The organism is Sporosarcina sp. QA0331, from assembly GCF_055808055.1.
On record NZ_CM147850.1, the window covers coordinates 2,512,468 to 2,527,659 of the forward strand.

The window sequence follows — 15,192 nt, forward strand, 5'->3', positions numbered from 1 at the left end:
ATCATAAAATAAAAAAACCAAAGCCACTACTGACTCTGGTCACCGGATCATCAAATTGATATTACTTTCGTCACTTTTTCTAACTTATACTAAACGATGGCGAATTGCATATATCGCTAATTGTGTTCGATCACGCAATCCTAGCTTTTCTAATATGTGGCTCGTTTGATTTTTCACTGTACCAACTGACAAGCCCAATCTTTCCGCCAATTCCTTATTATTTAGTCCTTCACCAATACATTTTAATATGGCTCGCTCTCTAGGTGTCAACGATGGATCAGCCGAATCTGCCGCTTGATGTTGAAGCAATGCAGGTATTATCTTTGCAGCAACCTGATCTTCCAGTGACAGGCCCCCACCTATTGCACTTTTAATCGATCGTATTAGTGATTCGGTATCTCCATTTTTCAGCATATATCCGTTCACACCTAATTTAAGCGCGTCCATCACATATTGATTATCATCAAACGTCGTTAGCATTAGAATCTTCATATGTGGAAAACGTGAGCGCAACACTTTGGCTGCTTGAATCCCATCCATTTCCGGCATCCTAATATCCAATATCGCTACATCAAAATATTGTCTCTCACATAAAAGGATAGCTTCTTTGCCGTTGTCAACTTCACCTGTCACTTTAATTTCTTCATCCGTTTCAATCATCGCCTTCAAACCTTGGCGGACCATTACCTGATCTTCTGCAAGCAACACTTTAATGATATGACTCGCTCCTTTCTACTAATGGAAAAGTGCCTCGAACGACAAATAAGCGCTCGTCTTGAATAATTTCCAAAGATCCCCCAGCCTTTTCCAATCGATCTCGCATAGCTTTCAAACCAAATCCTTCTACAAAAATAGAAGAAGTCGCTATTAAATTGGTCACTTCAAAACGAAAGACAGTCCCGCCTGGACATTCAAACATAACATGCGCCTCTCTAGTGGAACTGTGCTTCATAATATTCGTCAACGCCTCTTGCACGGCACGATAAATTGCAAAGGACTGCTCCCCAGTCAATGGTGCAGCGAATGCGCCATGCCTAACAGAAAAATTGATTTTCATAAAGCTTTCCAATTCCAGTTTACGAATTAAACGAATAACACCTTGCAATCCGCCAGCTTCTTTTTGTTTAAATGATTTTACAGCCCGTCTCGTCTCCTCCAAACTTTGTTCGGCAAGACTTTTTAAAATTCCGATTTTTTCTTTGTCCCGATCTGCTGCAGTTAAGCGGAAAGCCTCAAATTGCATAAGCAAAGCTGTAAGCTTATGACCGACAGAATCGTGTATTTCATGGCCGATCAACATTCGCTCGTCCTGTCTTGTCCGCTCTTCTTCCGTTACAAGTTGCCTTTTCATATTCCTATATTCATCTATTAACATATCATTCCTTTTTCGAACGTCATTTTCACGCTGACGTATAGTCTGATAGTGTAGCATAGCTACCATCATTAATAGATAAAAAAGTCCATTCCATGCAACTTGTGCTGCAATTAAGTCAGATTTAATAATAATCCAAAGAATACTTCCTAATTGGACACCAATTACAACCAAACTGTTTATCCGGGAAAGGTAATAGACAGCTTCGGCGATTAGTAACATATGAACGATAAATACAAATGGATTTAACTCATGACCTATAGGATAAAATATGATAATAGTAGTTAATGATTGTATACAAAAGAAGAAGATTTGCAACGAAGGCTTAGCTGTCAAAATAGGAATGATAAACAATACCACTAAGTACAGGCAAACACTCAAAAGCTGTATTTCATTTAAGCCTTGTGGCAAGCATATAAAAGTTATTGTCCATACAGCAAAATTGATAGCAAGCCAAATAAAATACATTTTTTTCATATACTAATACTCCTCTGACATAGATAGAAAAATATCTTCTTTGCCTAAAATACCATAATACTATGCCATTTGTCTGATATTAATTGGCCAAAATAAAAGACTTATCGTCTTAGGAGTTGCTTCCATCTTGAAATTTCGAATATCCATAATCGTTAATAAACTGAAAGCATGTCCTAGTATGTATAACGGGTTGCTTAGATAGCAGTACCTGTCCTCTTTAACGATTACAAGTAGCATCATCGGTAACGAATAATAAACCGATGATACTACTTGTTTAACGTTAAGGTGCACCAGTAAGATTTTTAATATCTGTAGAACCAAAGATGATTAATAGCAGTAAGATAATTAAGATGACTATGTTTATGAATGAACTCCCTGAAAAAGATTTTGTTTCAGACATTCTTATCTCCCCTGTCCTCTATTCATACGACTTTGAATTCCTTCAAATATTTCATCAATTGTAATATCCCCATTTTCATTTAAGAAATCAGCCATTTTATTATTGTTTTTTGATTCATTCTGGAAAGCGCCGAGTAATGTCACTGTAATAGTTGGGCTATTACGGAAAAGTATGACAGAATCGACTTTTAGCTTGCCCAATAATAGAAGTGATGCAGCAATTATCTCCAAATCTTTTCCTTTTAATAGATCATTTAGGGTATACGATGAATTGACTTTTTCATTATTGTTCCTTTTATACAATTCATACACTTCCTTTTTGGGTGAGTCTCGTTTCCCCATTCTATTTCAGTGTATGAGCCGATTATCAAAGAAGTGTGTACAATTATTGATCACCCATTTAAGTAATGAAAAAACCCGGAACACTGCTAATTACAAGCAGTTTCCGGGCTTCGCTTTATTATTAATTGCCATGAAGCATTTCAAGGAAATCTTCAGATACATATGTTTTATTGCCACCTATCAATTCTGGAGCAACCTCGAATTGTCTGATGCTTTTATTAAATCCATATGTCTTTTCTCCGCGAGAAATTGTAAAGGACAGATTCCCTTTTGTGAGAAGCGCACCATTTGTTTTCGGTTGGGAAAGAACGTTGTAGCCGAGTTCTTCTGCAACTTTGCGCAATGGAATCATCTTCACGCCGTCTTTCATGTATTGGTCGTTTTCAATCATGTTCAAAACAGACTCCGGAATTTCCGAATTTTCCTCCACCGGTTCGCCGATTACATCATTGCCCAATGGATCAAGAGCGATGACTTTCGTCGGAGGCGTTTGTGGTGGCAAGCTTCTCGTTGTGATCGAATAAAATACGACCAATTCCTTGCCTTTCAAATCAGCCATTTCAATTTTATCGCCTTGCTGGTTTAACAACGTCGTTTTTTCACTCAAGTTCAGCTTCAATTCTTTGTCCAAGCTGAGATAGTCGTCATCGAATTTACCGACCTTGACGCTGCCCGGTTTTTCTTCGTCAATAACGAAGAATAATTCAGGTGTAGTTTGTGTTGGATAAATCATGATCATCGGTTTGTTTTTGTCATAATATCCTTCTACTCTCATTCCTTTTTTCAAGTTACCCGGTTTCATTTCATTTGTAGAACTGCTATCAAATAGAAGTGTCTTGTCTTGGATAATGAAATTAGTAACGTTCTCCGGGCCACTTTCAACAGTTACCATTAAACCGTTTTCCCTGTTTTCAATATTAGTAATAACGCCTGTCACTTTCATGAAATCGGAAGCATCTTTCACTTCTTCTTTTACCACCTGGATTACGTCATCGTTTGCCTGAACTGCATAAGGTGTCCATGCGCTTCCTGCCAATAATGCTGTTAATGCTACTGCTCCAAATTTTTTCATTTTCTCTCTCTCCTCATTTGGGTATTCAATGAATGAGACGGAGTACATTGGTAAAAGTTACACTTTTTTTAATGGATCACCTTTTCATCTCGTCCGGCCTTCATTCCACTGATAAGAAAAAGCAGTGAACCGATGAGTAAAATAAGCATCGAACTTTCCCAAGAAGATGTTACGTCATGAAGAAGTCCAAAAAGCACCGGCCCAATAGCTGCTAAAAGGTAGCCTAATGATTGTGCCATGCCCGATAACTCTGCAGCCTCTGTATGAGTCTCTGTCCGCAGTGTGAAAAACATCATTGCCAACCCGAACGATGCCCCGCCCGCAATACCAATTAAAATCATCCATAATGGAACCAATGATAATTCCCCAGCGTAAACACCGCCATAACCTATCAAGTATAATGCCGAAATGCCGATTACAAGCAGCCGCTGATCTTTCATTCTGCCTGCAAGTATCGGAATAATAAATGTCATGGGTAATTGTGCAACTTGTAAAAGAGAAATCATCCATCCAGCCTTCTCTACTGTTAATCCATCAGAAACGAGCATTTCGGGCAGCCATGCCGATGTACAATAAAACAGCAATGACTGTAAACCCATGAAAAACGTAACTGCCCAAGCAATCGGCGAACGCCATAAGATAGTAGACTTCTTCAACAACGTTTTTTCAATTTCCGGTTTCACAGATAGTTTATTTTTCAGCTGCGGTACCCAAAGTATGACCGCAAGCATAGACAAGGCGGCCCAAATCCCTAACGCACCTTGCCAACCGAAATCAGTATTGACTGCAATTGGTGCGCTAATTCCCGAAGCGGTAGTAGCCGAAATATTCATAGCGACTGAATAGATTCCTGTCATTAATCCAATATGTAATGGAAAGCTTAACTTCAATAACGCAGGCAATAATACATTTCCAAAAGCGATCGCGACACCGATTAGGAAAGTTCCGACCACTAAAAAAAGAATAGAGCCTGCCGAGCGGATTAAAATCCCGACCGTTAGTAGGCAGAGAGCGACGAAAAGGGTCAACTCCATTCCGAATCTTTTTGATAGTTTCGGTACAAACGGTGATATAAAAGCGAACGCCAACAGAGGGATTGTCGTCAAGAAGCCCGCCAGCACATTTGAGATCCCTAAGCTATCTCGTATTGACCCGATAATCGGACCAACAGAAGTCAAAGGTGAACGTAGAGTTGATGCTATGAAAATAATGCCGATAATCAATAACAATGTTTTGTTCCCAAAGCTAAGTATCTTCGTGTTGCTATGAGTTTCCTCAAGTTTCATAGTATCGTCTCCATTTCGTAATACACACTATTTGAGCATATCATAATGGATGTTCTATCAAAAGATATGGTGTAGTGGGAAAGTTTTGCGCAAAGCGCAACGAAAAAACGAATCCCCCAATCTAGGAGATCCGTTTTTACACTATATAGTCGTCGGTACGAGTAAAATGGATGTCAAAATAGCAATTGCCTCTTCGATTTCATCATCGGTCACAGTTAACGGCGGCAGCAAACGAATTACGTCTGAACCAGCTTGAACTACAAGCAATCCTGCTTCTTCCGCTTGGCGAATGAAAGGCGCAACGTCTTCCTTACAATCAATGCCTATGAGCAATCCTTGCCCCCTAATATTAAATTGGTCCGGTGGAAGAACCTCTGACAATTTCTTCATCAACGCAGCTGACTTTTCACGGACACCTTTCAAGAACTCTTCCTGAAAAATATGATCCACGACAGTTTGAGCAACCGCGACAGCAAGTGGATTCCCGCCGAATGTTGTCCCGTGCGAGCCGGTCCCGAATGTATCATATAATGCGGATGTCCCGAGCATCGCCCCAATCGGGAAGCCCCCGCCCAAACCTTTAGCGAGTGTCAGAATATCTGGTTTCAATCCCGTCTGCTCATATGCAAAACGAGTGCCGGTCCGTCCGATTCCAGTCTGTACTTCATCGATAATACATAAGATCCCTTTTGACTCGCAAATGTTTGAAATGATCGAGGCGAATTCAGGCGTGACTGCGTGAATGCCCCCTTCGCCTTGGATCACTTCCAGCATGATGGCGGCCACATCATTATCGATAGCGGCTTCCAGCTTCACTGGATCATTGAATGGAACCGTCTTAAATGTTTCGAGCATCGGTCCGAAGCCTTGCTTTATTTTATCCTGTCCCGTCGCAGCCATCGCTCCGAATGTGCGGCCGTGAAAAGATTGTTCAAAAGTGATAATCGTCGATTTTCCTGTATGCTTCCTCGCAAGTTTGATGGCTGCTTCATTCGCCTCTGCCCCGCTATTGCAAAAGAAGCTATGAGAGAAATGCGTGTCTTTCATAAGAGCCGCAGCAAGCTTTTCCTGCTCAGGACTTTCGAATAAATTCGATATATGCCAAAGCTTTTCGCTTTGAGTTTGAATCGCATTGACGATAGCAGGATGCGCATGACCTAAACTGACGACAGCAATGCCGCTTGTAAAATCGAGATATTTTTTACCGTTCTCGTCTTCAACGACTGTCCCCCGGCCTTTTACTAGGTGCACCGGCCGACGTGCATAATTGTTGAATAAAGTACTCAACTGAAAACCTCCTCAAATCCAATCGTTGTGCCCGCCAAATGCTGATCGACGATTTGGACGGAAGGAACCCCTGCATCTAGGCAGTCCATTGCGGCATGCACTTTCGGGATCATTCCGCCATATATATCCCCTGCATCAATCCAATTCGCTATTTCAGCCGGGGAGACAGCTGTTTGAATTTCACTTCCAATCTTTATTCCCGGTGTATCGGTTACAAAGATAAGACTTTTCGCTTGAATGGCAAGCGCGACTTTGCTTGCGACTGTATCTGCATTAATATTGAGTGGCTTTCCACATTCCGTTGCACCGATGCAAGAAATGACTGGGACGATTCCAGATGCCAGTAATTTCTCAAGCAATCTATCATTCACTGTCTGGATATTCCCGACAAACCCGTAACGTTTTTCATCTAACAAAGAACACGTCAGCAGCTTGCCATCGAATCCACTCAGCCCGATTGCATCAATGTCAGCACAATTGAACTGATGGACTAAAGAGGGATTCACTTCGCTGATCAATACGTCTTTCACGATCGATATCGACTTTTCACAAGTGATCCGTATGCCATTGTCGATGTTGGATTCAATGGCATTTAACCGTAACTTCGCGTTGATGGAAGGCCCCCCGCCATGGACGATGACAATTTCATAGCCTTCGCTTAGCATTTCGTGGAGTTTCTTATAAAATCTGCTTTGCAACCCTTCGAGCATGCTTCCTCCAAGCTTTATGACAATCCGCTTATGATCGGTAGGAAGCATTGATTTGGACGTAGTCATATGTCAAATCGCACCCCCATGCTATTCCGTTGCCGCTTCCTTTATTCAACCCGACGAAAATTTTCACTTCCGGTTGTTTTAAATAAAGAAGCAGTTCCTCTTCCGAGAAGTTTACCGGCTCACCGGCTGTTACGACTGTCGTGTCACCAATTTTAATCGTAATCCCTAATGGATCGACAGACGCACCGCTATAACCGACTGCCGCAATGATCCTTCCCCAATTCGCATCACAGCCGAATACTGCAGTTTTAACAAGGGGAGAGCCGACGACTGTTTTGGCGATTTTTCTCGCTTCTGCATCCGTTACGGCTCCATCGACTTCCACTTCGATAAGTTTCGTCGCCCCTTCTCCATCCTTTGCAATCATCTTTGCAAGATCTTGAGCGACCGCATGCAATGTTTGGGTAAATGAATCCCATTCTGGATGCGCTGGAGATAATGGTTGATTTCCCGCCAATCCGTTTGCCAGCACGAGAACCATATCGTTCGTGGAAGTATCCCCATCCACAGTAATCGAATTGAATGTCACATCGGTGACGGACTTCAAAGCTTCCTGCAAATGAACGGAGTCGATTTTGGCATCTGTCGTTATGAAGCCGAGCATCGTTGCCATATTCGGTTCGATCATTCCGGAACCTTTCGCTGTTCCCGCTATCGTAATTTCCTTGCCATCCACTTCCGTACGGTATGCTGTATTTTTCATGACAGTATCTGTCGTCAAAATCGCTTGTGAAAACTGGATAGAACCTTCTAAAGTGCTTGTCGGTTCTAGCTGCTCGATCCCTTTCAGCAACGGTTCCATATTTAATTTCTCACCGATGACGCCTGTTGACGCCACTCCGACCAAATTCGTAGCGATACCGAATTGTTCAGCTGTCTTCTCTTGCATCGTAAGTGCATCGATCATGCCCTGCTTCCCAGTGCATGCATTCGCGTTGCCGGAATTGATTATGACTGCTTGCATTTGCCCAGTTTGCTGCACAACTTCCTTCGTTACTACAAGAGGAGCCGCTTGTATGGCGTTCGTCGTGAAAACACCCGCCACGCTTGCAGGCACTTCACTGAGCAATACCGCCAAATCGTGTTTCTTATACTTCAGTCCGCAATGGATGCCGACCGCTTTGAATCCTTTCGGTGTCGCGATATTCTTTCCTGAAACGCGTTTCATCTGTTGAACTGCTACCGCCATACCAATTCCTCCTCTAAATAAATAATGGAACTTGCGTCAAACCTGTCGTTTCATCCAATCCAAATTGCACGTTCATATTTTGAACCGCCTGCCCGGCAGCCCCTTTCACCAAATTATCAATGACTGACACAATGGTTGCCCGATTCGTCCGCGGATCCACCTTCACATGAATATCACAGTAGTTTGAACCGGCAACTTGCTTCGTGCAAAACTTGCTCGATTCACTTATGACCCTTACAAATGGCCGTCTTGCGTATGTTTCCTTTAAACAACCGACGAGTTGCTCTTCTGTGACGGCAGGGTTTACTGGTGCATAACTTGTCGCCATGATGCCCCTCGTCATCGGAACGAGATGTGTTGTAAACGTCACCGGAATTTCCTGAGCACCGAATTGTGCTATCCCCTGTTCAATTTCAGGGATATGCTGGTGTTCGTGAATCTTGTAAATTGAGAAGTTTTCATTCGTCTCACTGAAATGTGTCATCGGTCCTGGAGTGTTTCCTGCTCCTGATACACCACTTTTCGCATCAATGATAAGTGATGATGCATCGATCAGCTTTTCTTTAACTAGCGGCAATAAAGACAGGAGAACTGCAGTCGGATAGCAGCCGGGATTTGCAATAAGCTGCGCTTTACTGATTTCTTCTGTATTCCATTCCGTCAAACCGTATGCGCTTTGCTCGATCGCTTCAGCCGGTGCAGCAGTTTTCTTATACCAACGCTCGTATTCCGCAGTATCTTTCAATCGAAAATCTCCGGACAAGTCAATCAATTTCGGACTACTACCGATGAGCGGCGGCAGCAATTTACTTGTCACTCCAGCCGGTGTGCTTGCAAACAACACATCGTAGTCGACCAACTGTTCATGATCGATTTTAAGTAGAGGTTGATCATACATATTTGTTGTATGCGGAAACTTGCTAGAAAACAAAGTCCCTTCCTCAGATGATGTGAATAAATCGAGTTGTTCGACTTCCGGATGATTATGCAATAATCGTATCAATTCAAGTCCGCCATAGCCGGAAGCGCCGATGATTCCTATCTTCATGTCCCCACCCCTTTAATCGTTAGAATTAGTATACGTATGCATAAATATAAAGTCAACTGTATTAATATAAGTTTATTAGCAATTTTTATTTCCTATTTTAGAATTGGAGTTTTGAATTAGAGGAGAGTATGCTATACTATCGTTATTATCAGGTACTAATATTAGGTGATAGTTTTCTACCGATTGAGGAGGTCACTATGGAAGATTTATTAAAGTTAAAAGGGAAGAATATTGTCGTAATGGGTGTAGCGAACGAACGAAGCATTGCGTGGGGCGTAGCAAAGTCTCTTTTTGATGTCGGAGCTAATGTCATTTTCACGTATCGTAAAGAACGTTCACTTGCCAAGCTTGAAAAAGCCTTGGAAAACAACGGTCTAGAGCCAAAAATGATCGTCCAATGTGATGTGAATGTAGATGAAAGCATTCAGCATGCATTCACACAGATTGGCGAAACGCTTGGAACAATCCACGGAATTGTCCACTCGATCGCTTTTGCGCACGCTGAAGATCTGAAAAATGATTTTGTCGAAACGACTAGAAGTGGCTATGCATTCGCGCAGGATTCAAGCTCTTATTCGCTTGTCGCAACAGCAAGAGAAGCACGTCGTTTCATGACAGAAGGCGGATCGATTATCACGATGAGCTATTTAGGTGCTGAACGGGTCCTCGACGGATACAATGTAATGGGTGTTGCGAAGGCTGCGCTTGAAGCATCCGTCCGTTACTTAGCAAATGATTTAGGGAAGGATGCTATCCGCGTCAATGCGATTTCTGCAGGAGCTGTCCGTACCCTTTCCGCGAAAGGCGTTCCTTCCTTCAATACGATTTTGGGGCAAATCGAAGAAAAAGCTCCGTTGAAACGCAATATTACAAATGAGGAAGTCGCGAAGATGTCGATTGCGATGTTAAGCGACCTTTCTAGCGGTGTAACCGGCGAAATCATTTACGTCGATGGTGGCTACAATATAATGGGATGAAAAAAGGAGCTTACCGGCTCCTTTTTTTCATGGGAATAAGTGAATTTAATGAGTCATTAGTCCCGAAGTGACAATAAATTCACGGAAATGATTGATATACTTTGGGAAATGATCGATAACTACGTCAGATTGATCGATAACTGGCGGGAAAAGACCGGTAAATTTGTGAAAATGATCGATAAGCAGAAACGAAACATTCCCCCCTCCCCATCGTCTTACTAATGAGGTGAAACCTTATGAAAAAAAAGCCAATTTACGTCGAAATTGAAATTGATTCAACTATAGATGACGTCTGGGATGCGTCGCAAAATCCGGACTTGCATTCGCAATGGGATTTACGGTTTTCATCCATCACCTATTTGCCAATAAAAGACGATGAGCCACAAATGTTTACATACAAACGAAGCGTCACCCCTCTTCTTACCGTCGAAGGCTGGGGGAAAAGTACGGGGACATTCAATAAAGGAGATGGCACGCGCTCTTCTTCCTTGCATTTCGGAACTAACCAATGGTTCTCGCCGATCAAAGAAGGGAAAGGGTATTGGAAATATGAGCCACAGCAAAAAGGGACAAAATTCCTGACGCAATATGATTATGACGCGAACTTCGGATCGCTCGGAAAAGTGTTCGATGCATTCGCTTTTCGCCCGATGATCGGCTGGGGAACCGCCCTCAGTTTTGATGTGTTGAAAAGATGGCTTGAAAAAGGAGAAGCTCCCCGCTCCCAATACTTCCGTTTTTTCACGACTTATGGTCTTTCCATACTATTTTCATTCATTTGGATCTATCACGGGCTAATTCCTAAAATTATTGGGAAACATCCGGAAGAAATGCGGATGCTTGCGAATACGATTCCATTGAATGCAACACAAATAACAACACTGTTGATTGGCATAGGTATCGCTGAATTGCTATTCGGTATTCTTTGGCTTGTTTATAAGAGGAAAAAGCATTTATTTGCGTTGCAGCTCGTCGTCTTTCCGTTGCTCACTATTGCGGCAATCATTGCTGCTCCTGAAGCAGCCATACACCCTTTCAGCCCTGTGACATTCAACTTGTCGCTGTTTGCCCTCTCCTTCATCGGGTATTTTAGTAGCGATGATACTCCGACTGCAAAAAGCTGTAAAAGAAAAAGGTGAATACGTTGTCCATTTATAAAAAAGCTCTAGGCAATGACTTTAATCTGCTGCATCCAATGCTGCAAATGCGTTATGATTTTGCAGATGGACGTTCATTTGAAGCAACAGGCACGATGAAGGAAATCAAAGGAGGCCCGAAATGGCTCTATCCCCTATTTCGGCTCGGCGTCAATTGGAAGCTGCTTTTCCCGGAACGCGGCAAGAACATTCCTTTCTCAATTAAGAACACAGCGCGGATTGGGGCCAACAGTGAAAGTCAAATCCATTGGGAACGCATCTTTCATTTCGGCACGAAAAAACGCTATTTCAATGCGCTCATGAGCTTAGATGAAACCCATCTTGTCATTAAAGATTATCTAGGTGAACCTCCTCTCGTCTATTCGGATTTGGCATTCGACGTGTCTGATGAAGGAGCGATAACAATCCATTCTATGAATCAACGACTTGTTCTTGGGAAAATCGAAGTGCCACTGCCGAAACTATTTCAAGGCCTTGCGACAGTGACGGAATGCTACGATGAATCGAATAACGTTTTCCGCATCGCTGTAACTGTGCAAAATCCACTAATCGGTCATCTGTTTTCCTATGAAGGGGAGTTTGTTCAAAATGCGTAAATACGTACTTTTTCACTTTCTATTGTTCATCATCGTCGCTTTTTTCAGCATAGACCCGTGGCCGTTTTTACTTCTGACAATTGCACAAATTGTCTACGTGCCAGTAGCTTTTCGATTTGTCATGAATCGCGGAGATTGGTTTTCGAAGTACTATTTTTATGTCGCGGTCCCTGCTTATGCTTCGGTTGCTATTATCCTAATCTTTTTACCCGAATGGGCTGCATTTCCGGCACTTATCTACTTCTTGTTCACTGCGATTATTGCATTATACGGATTATCCCGGTTCATGCAGCGCGGATTTACAAATATCGAAGAGTTTTCAATTGATCTGGGATTAATGTACATCGCACTTGGCGGCGGTTGGTATTTTGCTTATGTGGCGGACATTGATACGGGCTTCACTCCATTACTGACGTGGCTAACCGGGATTCATTTTCATTACTCCGCATTTTTATTGCCTATTTTCATAGGATTTCTTGGAAGGTTACATAAGCCGCGCACCTTTTTGTTTTATAGCATTCTTTTATTAGCCGCTCCAATGGTTGTAGCAATCGGGATTACATTTTCAAGGTGGATTGAATTATTTTCTGTACTTCTTTACATCGTCGGACTAGCTGGAATGATCGTGATTGCTTGGCGAACTGTCTATCCGAAACGAACGCAGAAGTGGCTTGTCGTCACTTCATTTACATCTCTCGGTCTGACGATTATGTTCTCGCTCCTTTACGTACTCGGGAATGGTTTTGGCCTTACTTCCGTCACGATAGAATTCATGCTCCGGTTCCATGGCGTCTTGAATTGCGTTATCTTTGCATTGTTCGGCATCGTTGGATGGCTGTTATCCGTTCCCTCACCCAATTTTCAACAGCCAAACTTCCCGGTCAGTCGGATAAAAGGAATACAAAGTGTTGAACAGCTTGGTGCATCTGGAAAGCATAGAGGCCTTGTAGATGATATGAAGCTATATGGGGTTAGCAAAGTTTCTCCTCATATTGTGGATTTTTATGAAAACACGATCGATTATCGACTTTTTGCTACCGTTCATTGGAAAAAATGGTACTTACCCTTTGCATTCTTTTATTCATTCATTAGCAGGAAAACAGAGCAGATCAACTTGCCGATTCATCGAAATGAAGTGGAAATGACAGGAGATATTATTACTCTTACGCCTAGTTTGGATGGCAGACATGCTGTTCGTGCATGGATCCGGAAGGTCGACAGTCGCTATGCATTCATCGCCCTTTATTCTCACCATAGAGCTTCTACTGGCAAAGAGTTCATGAACATTGCATTGCCGCTCCCTTTTTCTACGATGACGGGCATATTGGAACTTCGTGAACACGGCGATGCCTTGCAGTTAACGAGCAGGAGAACCAATCCGACTTCAGATGCTGGAATCTATTTGACTTCAAAGTTTGGAAAGTATTTTAGACTGCCGCTGGAGGAAAATTTTGTCGTAAGCGAAGCGGGGGATGGTTCATTGACCGCAAAACATGAAATGTGGATTTTTTCGTTACCGTTTTTGACGATAGAATATAGAATCCGTAAAGCATGACGAAAGCCAGAGGGAATTTCCTCTGGCTTTCTCATTTTATGAGCGGGAAACAGATATTTATGAGCGTACGGCTCCCGTCATATTAACTTACTCGCCCACTTCCTTCATTAACCCCTTATTCCCTTTCGTTAAAATGTTTTCGTAGTCGATATAATTGTAAATATCATCAGCTATTTTATCACTGAATGCGGACAGTTCCTGAACTGTTAGATCCTCGATTGCCTTCTTTTCCGTTTCGCAATAAATGATGATCTTCCCGACGATTTCATGTGCATCGCGGAATGGAGTGCCTTTTGCTACTAAGTAATCGGCGACTTCAGTTGCATTAAGAAAGCCACCTTTGATGGCTGCTTTCATATTATCGGCATTCACTTGCAATGTGTCGATCATCTTTGACATGATTTCCATGCAATCAAGGACCGTATCGAGCGCATCGAAAAATTGTTCTTTATCCTCTTGCATGTCCTTATTATACGTCAGGGGTAAACCTTTCAATGTCGTTAACAAAGCGAAGAGAGAGCCGTATACTCTACCGGTTTTGCCGCGAATCAACTCCGCTGCATCAGGATTTTTCTTCTGCGGCATAATGCTGCTTCCCGTAGAATATGCATCTGCCATCGTAATGAATTTGAATTCTTGGCTGCTCCATAAAATAAGCTCTTCGCTTAAACGGCTCAAATGCATCATGATGATGGAGAAATCGGACATCAGCTCGAGCATATAATCCCTGTCGCTTACACCGTCCAAGAAATTATTGACCGGTTTCAAAAACCCTAATACCGACGTCGTAATGTCTCGATTAATTGCATGTGTCGTTCCTGCAAGTGCTCCGCATCCTAATGGATTTTCATCGAGTAGCTCGAGCGCGTTGCCAACTCGTTTCTTATCGCGTTTAAACATTTGCTCATACGCTCCTAGATGATGGCTAAACGTAACGACTTGCGCGCGTTGCAAATGAGTATATCCTGGCATAATGACATTATTTGCAGCAGCTTTAGCGTGCAACGAATCAATCAGCGATTGAAGGCCGTCCATCACTTCGACCGCTTTATTCTTTGCATAGAGGCGCATATCGACCGCCACTTGGTCATTCCGGCTCCGTGCCGTATGAAGCTTCTTCCCCGTTTCCCCGATTCTTTCCGTCAAATGCATCTCTACGAAGGAATGAATATCCTCATAATCACCTTCAATTACAAGTTCGCCATCGTTAATATCTTTAAGGATGGATTCCAACCCTTGTACGAGCAATTCGCCTTCCTCTGGCGTCAATAAATCACAATGGACGAGCATCGTGACGTGTGCCAGACTTCCGGCGATATCTTCTTTGTACAATCTATGATCGACAGGCAATGATGTATTGAACTGCTCCATAATTTCATCTGCACGACTCGTAAAACGTCCACCCCAAAGTTTCATATATAATCAACCTCTCGTATGTATTTTTATTCACTTTATTGTATTATAATGAATTCATTATTCATTTGCAATGAAATTCGAAACAACCGTTTATTACACACGGTCAATTCCTTGCTCGCTAATTCAAGTAGTGTTATGCTTAAATTATTGACGAAAAAAAGAGTGATGACGATGATAAAACTCAATAACAGGCGCAATTATAGATTATATTTCCCCAAACCCTTGACAACAATCTGTCAGGGG

At 42.4% G+C, this 15,192-nt stretch carries 14 protein-coding genes; 4 read left to right on the forward strand and 10 right to left on the reverse strand.

What is annotated here, in order from left to right; all coding sequences use genetic code 11:
- Positions 1-84: 84 nt before the first annotated feature.
- The 9 genes from AC0L13_RS12605 to argC all read right to left on the reverse strand — a co-directional run bounded on the left by AC0L13_RS12605 (position 85) and on the right by argC (position 9,248).
- Positions 85-717, reverse strand: a complete 633-nt coding sequence (locus AC0L13_RS12605) for a response regulator (protein WP_473647002.1) — start codon at positions 715-717, stop codon at positions 85-87.
- Positions 710-1,849, reverse strand: a complete 1,140-nt coding sequence (locus AC0L13_RS12610) for a sensor histidine kinase (protein WP_473640086.1) — start codon at positions 1,847-1,849, stop codon at positions 710-712. Before AC0L13_RS12610 ends, AC0L13_RS12605 begins: the two co-directional genes overlap by 8 nt.
- A gap of 402 nt (positions 1,850-2,251) precedes the next feature.
- Entirely contained in the window at positions 2,252-2,551 is a 300-nt protein-coding gene (locus tag AC0L13_RS12615) for a hypothetical protein (protein ID WP_473640088.1), read from the reverse strand.
- A 160-nt stretch (positions 2,552-2,711) separates the two neighbouring features.
- On the reverse strand, positions 2,712-3,662 hold the full coding sequence (locus tag AC0L13_RS12620; RefSeq protein ID WP_473640090.1) for a stalk domain-containing protein: 951 nt from the start codon (positions 3,660-3,662) through the stop codon (positions 2,712-2,714).
- Between the two features lie 68 nt (positions 3,663-3,730).
- Complete coding sequence (locus tag AC0L13_RS12625; protein WP_473640093.1) at positions 3,731-4,948, reverse strand: CynX/NimT family MFS transporter; 1,218 nt, start codon at positions 4,946-4,948, stop codon at positions 3,731-3,733.
- 141 nt (positions 4,949-5,089) lie between these two features.
- Positions 5,090-6,235 carry an acetylornithine transaminase gene (locus AC0L13_RS12630; RefSeq protein WP_473640095.1) on the reverse strand — a complete coding sequence of 382 codons (1,146 nt, stop codon included), beginning with the start codon at positions 6,233-6,235 and terminating at the stop codon, positions 5,090-5,092.
- Positions 6,232-7,011: an acetylglutamate kinase gene (argB, locus tag AC0L13_RS12635; protein WP_473640097.1), complete on the reverse strand. Its 780-nt coding sequence runs from the start codon at positions 7,009-7,011 to the stop codon at positions 6,232-6,234. The genes AC0L13_RS12630 and argB overlap by 4 nt, the downstream gene beginning before the upstream one ends.
- Positions 6,974-8,200, reverse strand: coding sequence for a bifunctional ornithine acetyltransferase/N-acetylglutamate synthase (gene argJ, locus AC0L13_RS12640; RefSeq protein ID WP_473640099.1), 1,227 nt, complete (start codon positions 8,198-8,200; stop codon positions 6,974-6,976). Before argJ ends, argB begins: the two co-directional genes overlap by 38 nt.
- A gap of 13 nt (positions 8,201-8,213) precedes the next feature.
- Complete coding sequence (argC, locus tag AC0L13_RS12645; RefSeq protein WP_473640102.1) at positions 8,214-9,248, reverse strand: N-acetyl-gamma-glutamyl-phosphate reductase; 1,035 nt, start codon at positions 9,246-9,248, stop codon at positions 8,214-8,216.
- 197 nt (positions 9,249-9,445) lie between these two features.
- Here argC and AC0L13_RS12650 point away from each other — a divergent pair, with 197 nt between their 5' ends.
- From AC0L13_RS12650 to AC0L13_RS12665, 4 genes are all read left to right on the forward strand, one after another.
- Positions 9,446-10,225 carry an enoyl-ACP reductase FabI gene (locus AC0L13_RS12650; protein ID WP_473640104.1) on the forward strand — a complete coding sequence of 260 codons (780 nt, stop codon included), beginning with the start codon at positions 9,446-9,448 and terminating at the stop codon, positions 10,223-10,225.
- A gap of 236 nt (positions 10,226-10,461) precedes the next feature.
- Positions 10,462-11,364, forward strand: coding sequence for a DoxX-like family protein (locus tag AC0L13_RS12655; protein ID WP_473640106.1), 903 nt, complete (start codon positions 10,462-10,464; stop codon positions 11,362-11,364).
- Positions 11,361-11,978, forward strand: coding sequence for a DUF4166 domain-containing protein (locus AC0L13_RS12660; protein ID WP_473640108.1), 618 nt, complete (start codon positions 11,361-11,363; stop codon positions 11,976-11,978). The genes AC0L13_RS12655 and AC0L13_RS12660 overlap by 4 nt, the downstream gene beginning before the upstream one ends.
- Positions 11,971-13,533, forward strand: a complete 1,563-nt coding sequence (locus AC0L13_RS12665) for a YndJ family protein (protein WP_473640110.1) — start codon at positions 11,971-11,973, stop codon at positions 13,531-13,533. The genes AC0L13_RS12660 and AC0L13_RS12665 overlap by 8 nt, the downstream gene beginning before the upstream one ends.
- Positions 13,534-13,620: 87 nt before the next feature.
- Here AC0L13_RS12665 and argH read toward each other — a convergent pair whose 3' ends face one another.
- Positions 13,621-14,949, reverse strand: coding sequence for an argininosuccinate lyase (argH, locus tag AC0L13_RS12670; protein ID WP_473640112.1), 1,329 nt, complete (start codon positions 14,947-14,949; stop codon positions 13,621-13,623).
- Between the last annotated feature and the right edge of the window lie 243 nt (positions 14,950-15,192).